This window comes from Streptomyces sp. NPDC026575, assembly GCF_055567415.1.
Genome location: NZ_JBVHQM010000044.1, coordinates 1 through 16,365 on the forward strand (window position 1 = coordinate 1; position 16,365 = coordinate 16,365).

15 protein-coding genes and 1 pseudogene are annotated in these 16,365 nt (G+C 70.6%); 9 read left to right on the plus strand and 7 right to left on the minus strand.

Annotated elements, in window-relative coordinates:
- Positions 1-413 (plus strand): L,D-transpeptidase (locus tag ACZ4NB_RS36600; RefSeq protein ID WP_467667368.1); only part of this gene is annotated, 413 nt, incomplete at its 5' end.
- 498 nt (positions 414-911) lie between these two features.
- On the plus strand, positions 912-1,862 hold the full coding sequence (locus ACZ4NB_RS36605) for a hypothetical protein (protein WP_467667369.1): 951 nt from the start codon (positions 912-914) through the stop codon (positions 1,860-1,862).
- 119 nt (positions 1,863-1,981) lie between these two features.
- On the opposite strand, the gene ACZ4NB_RS36610 is transcribed toward ACZ4NB_RS36605, so the two are convergent.
- Positions 1,982-2,269 carry a hypothetical protein gene (locus ACZ4NB_RS36610; RefSeq protein WP_467667370.1) on the minus strand — a complete coding sequence of 96 codons (288 nt, stop codon included), beginning with the start codon at positions 2,267-2,269 and terminating at the stop codon, positions 1,982-1,984.
- Positions 2,269-2,922 (minus strand): HNH endonuclease family protein, encoded by a 654-nt coding sequence (locus tag ACZ4NB_RS36615; protein WP_467667371.1) that lies wholly within the window; start codon positions 2,920-2,922, stop codon positions 2,269-2,271. Before ACZ4NB_RS36615 ends, ACZ4NB_RS36610 begins: the two co-directional genes overlap by 1 nt.
- A 497-nt stretch (positions 2,923-3,419) precedes the next feature.
- Here ACZ4NB_RS36615 and ACZ4NB_RS36620 point away from each other — a divergent pair, with 497 nt between their 5' ends.
- Together ACZ4NB_RS36620 and ACZ4NB_RS36625 are read left to right on the plus strand one after the other, a co-directional pair.
- The gene (locus ACZ4NB_RS36620) at positions 3,420-4,232 is read left to right on the plus strand and encodes a hypothetical protein (protein WP_467667372.1); all 813 of its coding nucleotides are present in this window, start codon (positions 3,420-3,422) and stop codon (positions 4,230-4,232) included.
- Entirely contained in the window at positions 4,229-4,897 is a 669-nt protein-coding gene (locus tag ACZ4NB_RS36625) for a class F sortase (protein ID WP_467667373.1), read from the plus strand. The genes ACZ4NB_RS36620 and ACZ4NB_RS36625 overlap by 4 nt, the downstream gene beginning before the upstream one ends.
- Positions 4,898-5,046: 149 nt before the next feature.
- Here ACZ4NB_RS36625 and ACZ4NB_RS36630 read toward each other — a convergent pair whose 3' ends face one another.
- A complete protein-coding gene (locus tag ACZ4NB_RS36630) occupies positions 5,047-5,442 on the minus strand; it encodes a hypothetical protein (RefSeq protein WP_467667374.1) in 396 nt (131 codons plus the stop codon).
- A 135-nt stretch (positions 5,443-5,577) separates the two neighbouring features.
- Here ACZ4NB_RS36630 and ACZ4NB_RS36635 point away from each other — a divergent pair, with 135 nt between their 5' ends.
- The 3 genes from ACZ4NB_RS36635 (at position 5,578) to ACZ4NB_RS36645 (ending at position 9,353) form a co-directional block, all read left to right on the plus strand.
- Positions 5,578-6,465: a DUF2268 domain-containing putative Zn-dependent protease gene (locus tag ACZ4NB_RS36635; protein ID WP_467667375.1), complete on the plus strand. Its 888-nt coding sequence runs from the start codon at positions 5,578-5,580 to the stop codon at positions 6,463-6,465.
- Positions 6,466-6,951: 486 nt separating this feature from the next.
- Positions 6,952-7,524, plus strand: a complete 573-nt coding sequence (locus ACZ4NB_RS36640) for an RNA polymerase sigma factor (protein ID WP_467667376.1) — start codon at positions 6,952-6,954, stop codon at positions 7,522-7,524.
- 5 nt (positions 7,525-7,529) lie between these two features.
- Positions 7,530-9,353: an IclR family transcriptional regulator domain-containing protein gene (locus tag ACZ4NB_RS36645; protein ID WP_467667377.1), complete on the plus strand. Its 1,824-nt coding sequence runs from the start codon at positions 7,530-7,532 to the stop codon at positions 9,351-9,353.
- A 691-nt stretch (positions 9,354-10,044) separates the two neighbouring features.
- Here the strand turns inward: ACZ4NB_RS36645 and ACZ4NB_RS36650 are convergent.
- Together ACZ4NB_RS36650 and ACZ4NB_RS36655 are read right to left on the minus strand one after the other, a co-directional pair.
- Entirely contained in the window at positions 10,045-10,695 is a 651-nt protein-coding gene (locus ACZ4NB_RS36650; RefSeq protein ID WP_467667378.1) for a PhzF family phenazine biosynthesis protein, read from the minus strand.
- Between the two features lie 117 nt (positions 10,696-10,812).
- Positions 10,813-11,871: a class I SAM-dependent methyltransferase gene (locus ACZ4NB_RS36655; RefSeq protein WP_467667379.1), complete on the minus strand. Its 1,059-nt coding sequence runs from the start codon at positions 11,869-11,871 to the stop codon at positions 10,813-10,815.
- Between the two features lie 474 nt (positions 11,872-12,345).
- Between ACZ4NB_RS36655 and ACZ4NB_RS36660 the strand changes: the two genes are divergently transcribed.
- Positions 12,346-12,648: a hypothetical protein gene (locus tag ACZ4NB_RS36660; protein WP_467667380.1), complete on the plus strand. Its 303-nt coding sequence runs from the start codon at positions 12,346-12,348 to the stop codon at positions 12,646-12,648.
- Positions 12,649-12,743: 95 nt separating this feature from the next.
- The gene (locus tag ACZ4NB_RS36665; protein WP_467667381.1) at positions 12,744-13,019 is read left to right on the plus strand and encodes a hypothetical protein; all 276 of its coding nucleotides are present in this window, start codon (positions 12,744-12,746) and stop codon (positions 13,017-13,019) included.
- A 288-nt stretch (positions 13,020-13,307) separates the two neighbouring features.
- Here ACZ4NB_RS36665 and ACZ4NB_RS36670 read toward each other — a convergent pair whose 3' ends face one another.
- Positions 13,308-14,681, minus strand: a complete 1,374-nt coding sequence (locus ACZ4NB_RS36670; RefSeq protein WP_467667402.1) for a cryptochrome/photolyase family protein — start codon at positions 14,679-14,681, stop codon at positions 13,308-13,310.
- A 6-nt stretch (positions 14,682-14,687) separates the two neighbouring features.
- Positions 14,688-16,279 (minus strand): annotated as a pseudogene (locus ACZ4NB_RS36675) (SDR family oxidoreductase); the annotation flags it as partial.
- Positions 16,280-16,365: the final 86 nt, after the last annotated feature.

Consider the following 16,365-nt stretch of genomic DNA (forward strand, 5'->3'; position numbering starts at 1 on the left):
CCGGCGGCAGCCCCGACAACCCGACCTACAACGGCCAGATGGTCATCTCGGAGAAGTTCGTGCAGACCCGCATGGACGGCTCGACCGTCGGCTTCAGCAATCCCCACGACACCTACATCATCCCTGATGTGCCGCACGCGATGCGGCTGTCGACCTCCGGCACGTTCCTCCACGGCAATTACTGGAGCGACGCTTCGAAATTCGGCCGCTCGGGCGCCAGCCACGGCTGTATCGGCCTGCGTGACGTACAGGGCGGCGGGCGCGACACACCGGGCAAGTGGTTCTTCGACCAGTCGCTGGTCGGCGATGTCATCGTCGTGAAGAACTCGCCCGAGCAGACCGTCAAGCCGGACAACGGCCTCAATGGGTGGAACCTGTCGTGGAAGGAATGGCAGGCGGGCAGCGCGGTCTGACCGCGCCCACGGCGCACGGGCAGCTACCCGGATACGTGGATACCCGGACACCTGGATACCTGGAACCGGAAATCTAAGAAATGGTCTGAGAAGAGTTCACTGCCTTTCCCTAGCGGTAGGCCGGCGTGGTCTGCCGTTTCCCCGGCCACCGTCCGGCGGCCCTCAAGCAAGCGTGCGCGCCCCCGATGCTTGTCTTTCGAAGCCCCGCCGAAGATCGTCGAGCCCTCGTTCCACCCTTCCGAGAATTCCTCTGCACCCCCACGATCCCGGCAAAAGTTACCGGATAGTCGGCGGAACCCCCGCGGATCCACTGCCCTCTCAACATGTGACGAAGGGAGGGAAATCTTTGTAGTGCAACATCGGGCGGAGTCTTCAATACGGCGAAGCGGTGGGCCTCTTTCGGCGTTTCCACGCTTCGATGCTCAGGCACTTCCGTATTTCCGTCTTCCCGCCCGGCGCAGTGGTTCTGCAGGTCCAGATATCGAGGAGTTATACGCGATGAACCTTCCGAAGACTGGCAACCACCCGAGTGCTCCCGCCAGATGGATGCGGCGTTCCGCCGTCGTGGCCGGGGCGACCCTGATCGCCGGATCGCTGGTCGGCGGCCAGCTGCCGGCAGCGGCCGCCGACGGTGACGGCGGCTTCTACAAGTCCGAAGAGGACGTCATCAACCTGCTGTCGCAGACGGCGCCGCTGAACGCGAAGGAGGCCGTCAAGGGCTACCCGCAGGGACAGGACACCAAAGAGGTCAAGCTCGACGAGGTCCAGAAGGTCTACTCCCCCGAGGACGCGATCAAGGACGCCAAGGAGAAGCTGGGCAGCGGCTTCGACTTCACCCCCGGCGTGCAGGTCGTCGACAGCCCCGACGTCCGCAAGTCCAGCCAGGACAACGTGGAGCCGTGGACGGGCCTGACGGCCGAGCAGGGCTGCACCATGCCCAACGAGAAGAAGGGAGGCGACAGCCCGCCGTGCGGCTTCGTGGGCGTACTGGAGAAGAAGTACCCCACCATCCAGTCCACGGCGGAGGTGACCGGGAAGGCCAAGCTCACCTACAAGACCCAGGCCACCGTCGGGCAGGACAAGGCCGAGACCAAGGGCTGGTCCGTCGGCGGGAAGGTCAGCGCATCGCTGGTACCCCCCGGCGACAAGGGCGGTGTCTCGCCCGGCGGCGAAGTCAACTTCACCTACAGCGAGTCCACCACCACGACCAACAAGTGGACGAGCATGGCGGAGCAGGGGGTGGAGATCGACGTACCGGAAGGGTCGGTCGGCTGGCTCGACGGACGCGCCAACGGCGGTACGTACATCGGCTACATCATCGCCAAGGAACACCTGGCCTCCGGCGGCACGGAGAAGCAGAAGCTCGTCGCCATACCGGCCCGCGTCACGGTCCAGGCACCCGGCAAATCCACCCCGATGACCTGGGTCAAGCGCGACTCCAAGAAGTGACTCGCCCCCGAACAGGCCGTCCGGCCGGCTCGGACGTCATACCCACTTGCCGGCCGGGGGCCGCCCGCGCTGACGGTCCAGGGGCGGGATCGCCGCAGCCCGTCCGGTAGCCCGTCCCGTCACTGCCTGTCGGGTGCGGGGACGACGGCCCCGCCGCCATGGCGTACGGCCTGCACGACGGCGGTGTGCAGGGCCACCAGTCCGCCCGGCGCCACGGCGACCGGGCTGCCGGTGAGCGTGTACCACTCCTCGGCACCCGTGTACTGGATGTGCACCGCCACCCGGCCGCCGGGCTGGAGCACGGTGGCGATGGTGAGGTCACCGGTGATGACACCCACCTCGTCGGTCATCGCGCCACCGGGGCCGGCGGTCACCTCGTCGATATGCCGTTGCGGTCCGGTGGGCATCAGGCGCAGGTGTCGAGCATCGAGGCGAGCTTGTCGGCCTCCGGCGGTGTCACCGACAGCTGGTAGATGTGTTTGACGTCCGTCCAGGCGCGCGCGTAGGTGCACCAGTAGCCGCGGCTGGGCGGGGTCCACTGGTCGGGCGACTGGTCGCCCTTGCTCCTGTTGGAGGCGGCGGAGACGGCGATCAGCTGCGAGTGCGCCAGGTCGTTGGCGAACTGCTTGCGCCGGTCGGTCGTCCAGCCGTCGGCGCCCGACCGCCAGGCGTTGGCCAGGGGCACCATGTGGTCGATGTCGACCTGCGACGCCGCCGTCAGGGTCCGGTCGTCATAGAGGCTGTGCCAGGAACCGGAGACGGCCCGGCACTGGGCGTCCTGAGTGACGTTCTCGCCGTCACGCTTCAGCACGACCTCACGGGTGTCGCAGTTGTTTCCCTGCTGGCTCCAGTGCGGGAACTTCGCGCGCGAGTAACCGTTCATCGAATGCGGTGCCTCGATGGTCAGGTCCGCGAGTTCCGTGCGGACGACTTCCACCGAAGGCGGCTCGGGCATCTGGACGGGTACCGCGGCGGCCGGCGTGACGGCGACCGGGCCGAGCACGGCGCCCAGCGCAAGAGTGAGAACGGCAACTAACCACCGGGCGCGTGTATTGATCATGCGTCACAAGTACCGGACGCTCTCCTTCACCAGAGCGCCATCACCCGGTCGGTGGCGTGTCCCCCCCGGGCGCCGGCTCCAGCCGTCCGGGGACGGACTGGGGCCCGAGAACCCTGTGACCAGTGACATGCCAAGCGGTCGGTCGCCTTGCCGTCTCCGGACGCGGTCGAGGGCCCGGCTCTCGTATGCCACCGCGCAGGGGAAGCCGACACCTGAGCGGTGGAGCCGACGGGCGGCGGCCGTCGGAGACGGAGTCGTGATCCTCCGCATTGCACACGAGGAGCCCGGAGGTCAAGGGAAGTCGTCGTTTTTTAGGCATGTTGCCTCATCGACCGGTGCGCTGAACGCGGCGTCGGTGGCGCCTCGTACTACGGGCTACTTGTGCCCGGGAAACGCGAGGCGGTCAACTCAGGCCGCCTGACGTCGCGTTGCACGGGCGCTACGGACGAGACCACGGCGATCCCGACCGGGAGACCGCCGGAAGGGAACGAACGACCGTGACAACCCAGCGCACCGCTCGCCTCGCCGCCCTCCTCGCTCTGCCCGTCGCCCTGGCTCTCTCAGGTCTGACCGCCGCTCCGGCTCTCGCCGGGGACAAGGCGTACCAGATCAATCTCAAGCCCCTGAACAACTCGGGGAGCGAGGGCACGGTGTTGCTCAGCCTCGACGGCAACCAGCTGAGCGTGAAGATCGAGTCGGACGGGCTCGTCCCGGGCCAGCCGCATGCCCAACACCTCCACGGCTCCACCGACGGTCACGACTTCCAGTGCCCGGATGCGAGCGCCGACACGGACGGCGACGGGATCATCAACAACACCGAAGCCACGGTGCATTACGGCGATATCAACATCTCGCTCACCACCGACGGCGGCACCGGCCCGGACAGCGGACTCGCCGTCGACCGCATGCCCAAGGCGGACGCCCAAGGCCACCTCTCCTACGAGCGCACCATCCCCGTGTCCCAGGACGTGGTCGAGCACATCAAGGACCTCCATGTGGTCGAGCACGGCATCGACCCCAACGGCAACAAGCAGTACGACTTCGGCGCGGGCAAGAGCGAACTCGATCCCAAACTGCCCCAGGAAGCCACCGCCCCCACGAACTGCGGTGTCGTCGAGGGCGCCGCGGTCGGCTCCATCCCGGTGGGTGGCGTGGAGACGGGTGGCGGAACGGCCGAGAGCCATGACATCCCCAGGGCCTTGGTGGGCGCCGGCGGACTCGCCTTCGTGGCGGCGGCCGGAGCGATCGTCGTGGGCCGCAGGAAGCGCTCGACCGCTGCCGCCGAGCCGGCCCGACGGAGCGCCGCGTGAGGGGCTGGGGACGGCGCGGAGCCGTATCCTGCGCCGCGGCTGCGGCGTTGCTGCTGCTCGGCGGCTGTGCGGGTGGGGACCCCGCCTCGCCGGCGCCTCCCGCCGGGCAGCAGCGGCCCGCACAGGGCGGCCAGGCGGCCTCCGGAACGGAGAAGGGGGCGGGGACGGGAGCTGAGAGCGATCAAGGGGGTGAGCGGGAGACGGGGGGTGCGCGGAAGGCCGCTCCGCAGCGGATCTCCGTGCCGTCGCTCGACATCTCCTCCACCCTTGAGGCGTTGGGGAAGAAGAAGGACGGGTCGATGGAGACGCCCGTCGACCCCGACAAGGCGGGCTGGTACACGCCCGGCCCGGCTCCCGGAGAGAAGGGCCCGGCCGTGATCGCGGGTCATGTCAGCTGGAACGGCAAGCCGTCGGTGTTCCACCGCCTGTCGTCCCTGAAGGCCGGTGCGGCGATCGAGGTCGAGCGGGCGGACGGGAAGTCCGCGAAGTTCACCGTCAGCCGTGTCGCGCAGTACCCGAAGAACAAGTTCCCCACCATCGAGGTCTACAAGAACATCGACCGTCCGGGGCTGCGACTGATCACCTGCGGCGGTGATTACGACGCGTCGCAGCACTACTACCCGGACAACGTGGTGGTGTTCGCCGAGCTGAGCGAGGCGGAGTAGGACCGGAGCGCCGGGGGCAGCAAGGCCGTCGCCCCGGTGGCGGAGCCGGAGTCCGCGTCCTGTCGGGGCGCCGGACTCCGGCCGTCCGGCGGCCTGGCCGCGTTCCGCTCCTGGGCCGCCGGCCGGAGGGGGAGGTCGGGCGGTGAGCGTCAGCCGCTGAGCGTCACGCAGGGAAGGCCGACGCTCTCGCCACCGAGGAAGCCCTCCGCGCACAGCCGGGTACCCACTGGGAAGTGGCGTTGCGGGGTGGCCTGGTGGCGGTAGGTCCGGAACTTGGCGACGTCCTCGGCCTTGGTCCGGGCGCTCCACAAGTCGGTGCTGTCGTTGGTGACCCACACGCGTGCGGAAATCCGGTGCGGCTGGTTGGTGTTGGCGACCGACACCTCCACCCTGCCCAGATACGTCCCCGTGTCGTAGGTCTCGATGCAGACGGAGTGGTCGCACCACTTGCCGTCGGCGGTCGCGGGCGGCCCCGCGCTGAAGACGATGCCGACGGCCGCAGCCGTCGTCGCCGTAGCTGTGACGATCTTCCGAAGGGTAGTCATGCCTGCTCAACGACCACCCCTGGCCCCTGTTACGCGCCGTCAGCCGCCCTTGGAGCCCAGCGCGTCGATCGGCTCGCTTCCCCGTAGCCGATCGACTTGCTCCTCACCTAACGGGAGGTCCTACGGTCCCGTGTCATGAAGATTGTTGTTCATGACACGGCGTCCGCGATGCTCGATCTCCTGCAGCGACCGTTGGAGGAGCGGCCGGACGCCCTGCGAGAAATACTCAGCCCGCTCGAAGGTCCGATGTCCGTGATGGGGGCGGTGGACCTGGTCCAGATGCACCAGCAGGGCAGTGGCTTCCGGCTCGACCGTGAGGACCCTCGGTATCTGTCCGCGCTGCGCCGGATGCAGGACGCGGGGGTGTGGAACCGGGTCGAGGACTCCCTCGCCTCCGCGTGGCAGCGGATCAGCGGTGCGGTGCCCGGAATCCAGCACGCCGAGACCGTGCACGTCGTCCTGGTGCTCGGAGATCCCGACGACGACCATCTGACGGTCCGCAGCGCCGGCTATCTCGGCATGGGCGGGATCCCGGGTGCGATCCACCTGATGATGTGGCCCACCGATACGAGTCTGCGCAAGATCGGCCATGCCGCCGCGCACGAGCTCCATCACAACGTGCGCTATGCGAACGTGGTCTGGAACCCGGCGGCCGTCACAGTCGGGGAACAGGTCGTCGCCGAAGGGCTGGCCGAGGCGTTCGTACGGGAGTTGGCCGGTGAGCAGGCCATGGGCCCGTGGTCGCAGGAGCTGACCGGCGCCGAACTGGACCGCGCCTACGAGAAGGTCACCGCCGGCATCGATGTGGCCGGGATGCCGAACCTGCCAGCATACGTCTTCGGCGACGCCATCGCGCAGCGCATGGGGCAACAGCCGGTGGGCCTGCCGGACTTCGCCGGTTACGCCGCCGGGCTGCGGATCGTGGACGCGCACCTGGCGGCGTCCGGTCTGAGCGCCGCCCAGAGCACCGCCCTGTCGGCGCGCGAGATCCTCGTCAACGGGGGTGTGGCGACGAACGCGTGAGGCCCGTCAGGTTGTGCACCCGCGCCGGAGTTCACTCCTCCGAGTGAAGAGCGCGGTGGTGGAGGGAGAAGTGGTACCCAGGGCTCGTCAGAGGGGCGAGGACGCGCACGGCGTCCCAGGCCAATAGATGGAGACCACATACATGACGCCGTTCTTGGAGTGGACCGGGTATGTCTCGGCCGCCGTGAGCGCGGTGAACGCGCTGGGCACCCTGGTGCGCCTGCGCCGGAAGCGCGGCCCTGACGACGGGGGGACGCCTCGGTCCAGAACGGCCGGGCGTCCGGGCACCATCGAGTGGCGCTGCCGGTGTGCCGCCGGTCTTCCGAGCGCGGAGGCGTACGCGATCGGGGAGCAGGGGGCGTATCCGGTCGGGGAGCACCGGATGACGGTGCGGATCACGATCTGCGCTGATCCGGTGGGCGGCAGTAGGGCAGGCAGGGGGCCGGGCCCGTGGTAGGCGACGGCCTGTCCGGGGATGCTGTGGCGTTGGGCTCGGACGTCGGCCAGCGGCTGCTGGAGTACTACCCGGACTTCATGGCGGCCGAGCCGCAGAGGCTGCGGCACACCTATCCGGCGCTGTCGCTGGCCGCCTGCGAGGACATCGCGCAGGAGGCATTCCTGCGCGTGGGGTCCAAGGCGGCCGCCGGAGGGCTCGCGGCGGAGACGAACGTCGTGGCGTATCTGCGGCGTGCGGCCCGCAATCTCGCTGTCGACCGATCCCGCGAGCAACGTACGGGTCGGCGGCTGGTGTTGATGGGCGGCGATTCGCTGGCCGCCGTGCCGGAGCAGCGGGCGTTCGCGGAGGAGGACCCCCGGGTGCTCCTCCAGGATCTGGTGCTCCCCGCGATCGAGGGCATGCCCGAGAGCCTCCGGCGGCAGGTGGTGGACCTGCAGAGCCGGGGGCTGAGCGATCCGGAGATCGTCGCCAGGCTCGGCATACCCGCGGTCCGTCTCCACAATCTGCGGAACAAGGCGGTTGCACATCTAAGACGCACTCTCGCCGGGCATATTCGCGAAGGGCACCGAAAGAAGCAGCAGCACGGAAAGAAGGACAGGTGAGGGATGTGAGCAGGTACGACGACCACCGCGACGGGGCGGGGCGCCCGGAGCCAGTGGTCCCGTCCGCGCTCGCGGAACTGCTGGGCCGGCTCACCGGAGCACCCGACTTCTGGGACCGGCCCTGTGGCGACTTCGGCCCCCTGACCTCCGAGTACGCGCTGTCCGCCGAGAAGCGGGCGCACGCCAACTCGCTGTACCGGCTGGGGTCGAAGGCCCTGGCCCGGGAGGAGCTGGAGTCCGCCGCCGACTGGTTGGGCGCGGCTGCCGAGGCCGGTCACCCGGGGGCGTTGTTCCGGCTGGCCGCCCTGAGCGCGCGGGTGCGCGGTCGGGGACATGAGAGCGTACGGTTCCTCGTCGCGGAGGCCGCGCGGCATGGACATGGTGATGCCCGCGAGCTGTTGGCGGCTTCGGCACGCCACGCGGGCGCCGAGTCCCCGGCGCATTCCGCGCTCGAAGACCCGCAGTTCGTCGACGAAGTGCGCGCCGGACTCCGCTGCGGCCCGCTGGCCGGGCCTGCGACGCGCCGGGAAGGCGTGGGAGCGGGCGAACGCCCCATAGCCGCAGCCGTGGAGGGGTCGGAGGCGGCCTGCGCCAAGCTGGTCTGGGTGCCGGCGACCGGGTTGGGCCGACAGCACGGTGCCGAGCGGGCGCGGCCGGCGCCGCCGTGGCCGGCCGACGAGCCCACGGTGGCCGGACGGCCGCGCCACGCACCGGCATGCGGCACCACGGGCTCCGCCCACGGCCTGCTGCTGCCGCTGCCGTCTGAGCAGTCCGTGTGCGCACCGGACACCACCCTGCACGAAGACAGCGGGGCCTGCGGAGATGTCGGAGGCGGCGGGAACTGCGGGGACGGCGAGGACGGTGTCGGCATGAACGACGGCAGCGGTTCCCGGAACGACGGTAGGGAGAACGAGCCTTGGTGGTCGGCCCATGCCTTGCGTCCCGCGGTGCTGACGGAGATGGCCCGCCGCACTCCCGTACACATCGACACCCCTCAGCAGTGGCGGGCGGCGGCCCAGGCCCTGGACATCCTCTACCTCGTCGACGCCGCGGGCGGGATCACCACCAGGGCGCTGGCCACCCGGACCCGGCTCTCCCCCGCCGCGGTCGCCTGGCTGCTGCACTGGCTACGTGGTCAGCATCTGATCTCCACCACCGCCGGCGCGCACTTCCCGGGCCCCCTCATGGCCATGACCCGCCACCCTGAGCAGCGCGCACAGCTCCTCCAACGGACGCTCACCAGCCTGCGGGACCGCCTCGGTGCCGCGGTCTATGTCAGCGGCTATATGTCCGGAGACGTCAGGGTCCTCCAGTCCGCCTACGGGCCGGATGCGCCGGCGGTGACGGAGTACGTCGCCTTCCGCGACACCGCGCACGCCAGCGCCGTCGGCAAGAGCCTGCTGGCCCAGCTCGACTTCGACGGCCGGATGGACCATCTCGCCCGCTACCGGCCGATCAAGCTCACCGACCGCACCATCACCAATCCCAAGGCCCTCTTCGAAGCCCTCGACGGACACGGCCCCCATGCCGCCCAGTTCGACCTCCTGGAGTACTCCCACCACGAAGTCTGTGTGGCGTTCCCGCTCGGCATCCCCGGACGTGCCACATGTGTGGCCCTGTCCCTGCCCGCCGGACAGCGCCACCGGCTCCTGCCCACCGCCCATGCCCTCAGCGAGCGCTCCGCAGCACTCCTGCTGGCGCTGTTGCTGACCGAGGACCCGGTGACCGGCAGGCAGCCACGGACCACACGCGCATCGCCGGAACCCGGCCCTGGCCCCGCGCACTCCGAGGCCCGCGCCCTGCCGTTATTGGCCACCCACCACCGATGACAAGCCCACGGCCCGTACCGCTCCTTCCTCGTCGAAGCCTGGTGGCCGTCCGCCGCGCGATCCTTGCGCGGCGGACGGCCCGCCGGTACACCGACTTCGCCGGGCGCGGGCCCCCTCAGCAGGCCAGCAGCTCCTGCACCCGGTCGGCCTGCCGTTCGACGGTGCCGGGAGGGTTCCTGGGGCCAGCCAGTCCAGCCCGGCGTCCATGGCCGGCCGCACCGGGCCGCCGGCCTGGAGGCGAGCCGTCACCCCCCACTCACCGAGACGGCCGACGAGTTCCGCTTGGTGCCCTGGCCTCAGCGGGAGCGTGCGTACGACGTCTGCGGGCACGGCCTCGTACAGACGGGTCACCGCTTCGGCCAGGGCTGCGATCTTCTGGCCCTCGACAGCAGCGTCGCGCAGGGGAACACCAGGCAGTCGCGACATCACCACAACCGGCGCCGGAGCTGCGAGGTCGGCCTTGCGGGGCTCCGGAGCCAGCCCCGGAGCATAGGTGGCCAGCAAGGACAGCGCCCGCCACTCCCGCTCCGCGCGACCACCGTCCTTCCTCGGGAACCGCTTGATCACACGGTCGGCGGTCATCTCGATCGCGTGAGTGCCCCATCGGCTCGCGCTCATGGGCAGGAATTCTGCCAGGCGCGCCGCCGACCTCCGGGTGGCCGCTCGGGACGGCGCAACGCCCGGACACCGGCTACACCGGCTTCTCCCTCCTGACCCGGCCGCCCACTTCGATCAGGCCGTCCGACCGCGGGGCCGTCAGGATCTGCGAGCCGCGTCCCTGCGAGACGCGCAGGGGCCGGCCGAGGCGCGCGGTCAGCAGCAGTGCCGCCGCGCCGGTGGCCTCGTCCTCGTCGATGCCGTCGCCGCGACCGGGGAAGCCGCGGGCCCTGACCTCGCCGGCCGCCTCGTCCTGCCATGCCCACGCGTAGATCCACTCTCCGGGCTCCGGTACGGCCAGCGCGTCCACCTCCGCCGCGCAGGGGTATTGCCGCAGCAGGCGCGGTGGTGCCCACTCGGCTCGTGCCTCGACCCAGGTGAACTCCCCTTCGGACCGGGTCCGTACGACCCCTGCCGGCGTGACCAGAGCGGGCACGCCGAGCAGCCAGGCCGAGCCCACGCACGGGTACCCCGCGAAGGGGAGTCTCGACGTGGGCGTGTAGATGTCGATCACGCCGCCCTCGGGCTCGTCGATGAATACGGTCTCGCTGAAACCCACTCTCCGGGCGAAGGCCAGCCGTTCGGCCTCCGTAGGGACGGTGGTTCCGTCACGGACGACTCCGAGCGCGTTGCCGTATCGGCCGTCGGCACCACAGAAGACGCGCAGCACGTCACAAGCAGTCACCCACGCAGTGAATCACGCCCGTTCCGGTCGGCAGGTCGGCAGGTCGACTCATCGCTCCCTCGACTCGTCGGCTGGTCGGCTGGTCGGCTCGGTCGAGGGCGCTTGCCGCGGTGGTCGTCAGTTGCGGCAGGCGACCACGCGGTAGGCGTTCGACAGACGGGTGCGGCGGGCGAACGGTGCCAGGAGCGTGTCGAGGGCGAAGAGGGCGAGGAGCAAGGGGGTGGCGGTCAGAAATGCCAGGGCGCGGGTGAGACGGCTGATCCGTCCAGGTGCCGCGGGCAGCCAGGGGAGGTCCTCTCCCGGGAGTGCGTAGTTGAGCAGGTTGAGGGCGGCGGCGAGCAGGTCGGTGGGGACGTGGGGTTCGCGGCGGTCGACGGCCTTGATGGTGAAGTCGTGCTGTTCCAAGGCGCCGCGAAGGTTGCGCAGCGGGATGAGGTGCAGGTGTTGCGGCTGGAGCCAGGGGACCCACCAGCGGCCCAGTAGCCGCGCCGAGAGGCACTGGGGGTCGGGGACTTCGATCAGCAGATGGCCGCCGGGGCGCAGAGCGGTGTGAGCGGCGGCCAGTTCCCGGTGGGGGTCGATGGTGTGTTCCAGGTAGTGGTGCATGCTCACCACGTCGTAACGGGCGGCGAGTTGACCGGACAGGTCGGTGAACGAGCCCTGGTAGGCGTGGGTGATGCGGCCGGTACGGGCGGCGATCTCGACGCCTTCGCCTCGATCGAGTCCGTCGAATTGGGTGGTGGGGTGGATCGAGAGTGCCTCGGCGCAGAAGTGGCCGTGGCCCGTGCCCACGTCCAGCCAGCGGGAGGGGCGCACGAAGGGCACCAGCGCCCGGGCTCGGGACCGGTAGAGCCTGCGGCAGATGTGCGAGGACGCCAGCCGGTCCATGACCTGTTCGTTGAGGCCGTCATAGCAGTCGCGGTAGTAGAACTCCAGGCCCTGCGTGCTCAGCCGGGGGTTTTGGAAGATATGGCCGCAGCCGTGGCACTGCTCCAGTGTGAAGGACCCCGGTTTGCGCTGGATGAGGTCGGTGGTGTGCAGGCGCCGGCTGAGGTCGCGGCCGGCGCACCAGGGGCAGTCCTCTCGGCGGGGCTCGAAGAACCGTTCCAGCCCCTGCGCCAGGTCGTGCAGGTAGGGAGGCCGTTGAGCGGCGATGCGGGTGCCTTTCGAGGGCATCGGGGTTCTCTCTCCACCCGGCGGTACGGGGACGGCGTTCGTCGTGGGGCCTGGGTCGGCGGGAATCGGTAGGAGCCAAGGGAGTCGATGGGGCTTGGTGCGATTCGGTGGGGGTCGGTGGCATTCGGTTTGGGGCTCAGGCCGGCCAGGAGCAGTAGATTAACACTACTTTTGTCCGCTTTTGCGTAGCTGAATTTGCGTACGGGCAGAGAAGGCCGAGTGCGGCGTGGCCCCATACGTGCACGCATCCGGCACCGCGCGGGCGACTCCGCGGTTCCGGGCGAACCGCCGATGACGTCCGGGAAGCGGCCCGGCTACGGTGAAGCGGCCGGCTTGGGGCAGCGACGGGCAACGGGTCCCGATACGATCAAGACCTCCCCGTGGCGCATCGCGCCACCGTGGGCCACGGAGCCCCGGCCCACCCGTGCCGGCCCGTCAGAACCGCATCCGGATCCGCATAAGGACAACCCGCCCGTGAAGAAGAGCGTGATAGCCGGCGTCGGCGCCCTCGGCCTGCTGATGGCCGCCGGCATCTACGAGGTCAGTGCCGCCACCAGCGACCCGCTGACCCTCGCGGAATACTGGAAAATCAAGGCCGGCAGCAGCCAGAAAACCCTCCTGAAGTATGCCAACACATGCCAGCAGGAAACCGATGCCGAGCCCGCCCAGAACTACCCCGTCACCTGGACCTGCTACGGCGTCGACGGAATCAGCAGCGCGGTGTTCTTCTACTCCGAGGGCGAATTGTTCAGTAAGACCCAGACCGGGCTTCAATAGGTCGCGCTCCCCCGGCGGCCGGACGGTCCTCGCCTCCCCCTCGTAGTGTTCGTGGCCGATTGCCAGCACCCCGCGCGGCAGGGCACCCTTGCGTCATGTCAAACGTAAGGCTCGAAGCCTGGATCGGCGGAGAGTGGCTTGAAGTGGACGCCGTGAGCGTCAGCCTGACGGAATCCGCTCTCACTCTTTCCTTTGAGCGCCAGCGGTCCGAGGCCGGATACCGGAGCCTCATCTGGGAACCGCTGGAGAACTTCCTCCGGGAATACCGCAACGAGCCGCTCGTCGTGGTCCCGCAAGGACGCAACCTCCCGGTGATGTTCGGCCCCGGCGCCGCGGGGCCCTTCCGGCTCGCGGAGATGCCGGACGGCTGACCGATACATGACCGGCCGATACATCGGTTCCGCGCACCGCCGGCCGTCCTGGAGGAGGGCGTTCTCTTACGACAAGACCGCCGCCGGCTACCGCCGGAGCCCACCTCGCAGCCCTCTTCATCGCCTCGATCGACCCGCGTGCCGCGCTGCCGCTGCTCGACGTACGGGTGCCCGAGGTCTACCGGCGCCACGACGGTGTCAGCGCGACCGACTTCCGCGCCGATGTCCGCTTCCCCGAGGCCGCGCACCCTCTCGCGTTCGACGGACCAGGCGCGTCCGCGCATTCGGTCAGCGCCGGCCCCGGGCGTGTTGGAAGCGGGCGAGGCCGTCCGCGAGGTCGATGAGCGGCTCGGGGTAGTCCAGGCGGGCGCGTTCGGGCGCGGGGAGCCGCCAGGGTTCGTGGACCGCCCTGCCGGGCACGTCCCGCAGCTCGGGCACCCAGCGGTGTACGTACGCCCCCTGGGCGTCGAAGCGTTTGCCCTGGACCACGGGGTTGAGCACGCGGTGCGGTCGGGTGTCGGTGCCGGTTCCGGCGACCCACTGCCAGTTGAGCTGGTTGTTGACGATGTCGCCGTCCACCAGCAGGTCCAGGAAGTGCCGGGCGCCGATCCGCCAGTCCACGTACAGCGTCTTGGTGAGGAAGCCGGCCGCCAGGAGGCGGGCCCGGTTGTGCATCCAGCCCTCGTGGCGCAGCTGCCGCATCGCCGCGTCGACGACCGGATAGCCGGTGCGGCCCTCCTGCCACGCGGTGATCTCCTCGGCCGCCTCGTCCTGCGTCCGCCAGCGGTCGCCGCGGGTGCGGTAGTCGCTCACGGACGAGCCGGGCCGGGCCGCCAGTACCTGGTGGTGGAAGTCGCGCCAGCACAGTTGGCGCACGAACGCCTCCGCCCCGGGGCCGCCGTGCGCGCGGGCCCGCTGGACGAGTTCGACGGGCGAGAGGGCCCCGAAGTGGAGGTAGGGCGAGAGGCGGGAGGTCGTGTCGCCGGCGAGGTCGTCGTGCCGCTCCTCGTAGGCGCCCAGGCCGGATCGCTTCCAGTCCGAGAACCGCCGTCTGCCGGCGCGTTCCCCGCCTGCGGGCAGGCCGGGTGAGGTTCCGGACACCGTGTCGCGGGACGGCAGCGGCTCGGAGCGCACCTCGGCGGGGACGCGCACGGTGCGGGGCGCCGGGTGGGTGTCCCGCAGCCGTTCTCCGGACCAGCGGCGGAAGTAGGGGGTGAAGACGGCGTAGTGGTCGGAGCCGGCCGGGGTGACCGCCCCGGGGGCGAGGGCCGTGTTCACGGCATCGTGCACGTGCAGGTCCACCCCGCCCTCCTGGAGCTCCTTGCGCACCAGTTCCTCGCGACGGTGGGCGTAGCGGGTGACGCCGGCCGCCATGTGCACCTCGCCGGCTCCGCATGCGGCGGTGATCCGGCCCACCTCGCGCGCCACCGGCCCCGAGCGCAGCACGAGCCGGCCGCCGCGCTCACGGAGCCCGGCGTCGAGGTCGGCCAGGCAGTCGGCGAGGAAGGCCCGCCGGTTGGGCGCGTCGAAGCCCGCCGCGTGGATGCCCGGGTCGAGCACGAACAGCGGCACCACCTCGTCCGCCGCGCGCAGTGCGGCCCGCAGCGGGGGATGGTCGTGCAGCCGCAGGTCCGCGGTGAACAGGACGACCGCGACGGTCATGGCGCCTCTCCTGGTGTCGTGTCGGGGTGTTATGGGGCGCCTCGTCCGCCGCGGGCGTCTGCGCCGTCGTCCGCCGGCGCGGGTGTCCGGTGGGCGCTCATGCCCTTCGCGGCGGCCTGGGCGATGTTGCGGGCCATCCCGCCGAACACGACGGTGTGGAACGGCGAGACGCTCCACCAGTAGGCGTGCCCGGACAGTCCGCGGGGGTGGAAGACGGCGCGCTGCCGGTAGCGGGTACGGCCCTCGGCGTCGTTCTCCGCGTACATCTCCAGCCAGGCCAGGCCCGGCAGCCGCATCTCGGCGCGCAGCCGCAGCAGCCGGCCCGGTTCGATCTCCTCGACCCGCCAGAAGTCCAGCGAGTCGCCCACCCGCAGCCGCTCGGCGTCCCGCCGGCCGCGCCGCAGGCCCACCCCGCCGACGAAGCGGTCCAGCCACCCCCGTACCGCCCAGGCCAGGGGGAAGGAGTACCAGCCGTGGTCCCCGCCGATGCCTTCGATCACCCGCCACAGGGACTCGCGCGAGGCGGGAACGGTCAGCCGGCGTTCGTCCTCGTACAGGCTGCCGCCGGCCCAGTCCGGGTCGGTGGGCAGCGGATCGCTCGGCGCGCCGGGCACCGCGGCCGACGACCAGCGGGTGGCCACCTGGGCGTCGCGCACCCGGCGCAGTGCGAGCCTCAGCGCCTCGTCGTACGGCAGCGGCCGCCCTGGGCCGTCGGGGACGTAGCGGACGATGTCGTGCTCGTGGCAGACGACCTCATGGCGCAGCGACTCGGTGAGCGGTCGCGCGATGGATGCCGGTACCGGTGTCACGAGCCCGACCCAGTGGCTGGACAGCCCCGGGGTGAGCACCGGTACGGGCACGATCAGCCGACGGCGCAGTCCGGCGACCGCGGAGTACCGGCGCATCATGTCGCGGTAGGTGAGGACGTCCGGGCCGCCGATGTCGAAGGTGCGGTTGACGTGGTCCGGCATGCCCGCCGAGCCGACGAGGTACCGGAGCACGTCGCGGACCCCGATGGGTTGAATGCGGGTACGCACCCAGCGCGGGGTGACCATCACCGGAAGGCGCTCGGTCAGGTAGCGCAGCATCTCGAAGGACGCCGAGCCCGACCCGATGATCACCGCGGCGCGCAGCACCGTGGCGGGCACCGGGCCGTCGAGGAGGATGCGCCCCACCTCGGCCCGCGAGCGCAGGTGCCGGGACAGCTCCCGCGGGGGGACACCTTCGGGCGTCAGACCGCCCAGGTAGACGATCCGCCGCACGCCCGCCGCGTGTGCCTGCTCGGCGAAGATCCGGGCGGCCTTGCGGTCCCTCTCCTCGAAGTCGCGTCCGGTGCCCAGCGCGTGCACCAGGTAGTAGGCGACGTCGATGCCCCTCATGGCGCGGCCGACCGACGCCGGGTCGGTGACATCGCCCTCGACCGCCTCGGCGTCCGGCGCCCAGGGGTGGTCGCGCAGCTTGCCCGGGGTCCGGGCGAGGCAGCGCACCCGGTGGCCCGCCCGCAGCAGCTCCGGCACCAACCGTCCGCCGATGTAGCCGGTGGCACCGGTCACCAGGCAGTGCCGCCCGTTGGTGTCCTGCTTCGTGCCCGTGTCCACGGTCGGCTCCCTCGCGGCTCGTCCGGCGCGCGTCGTCGCGCACCGCGGTCCGATCACGCCGCGTCAGGGGACCGTACCTGCTGCAC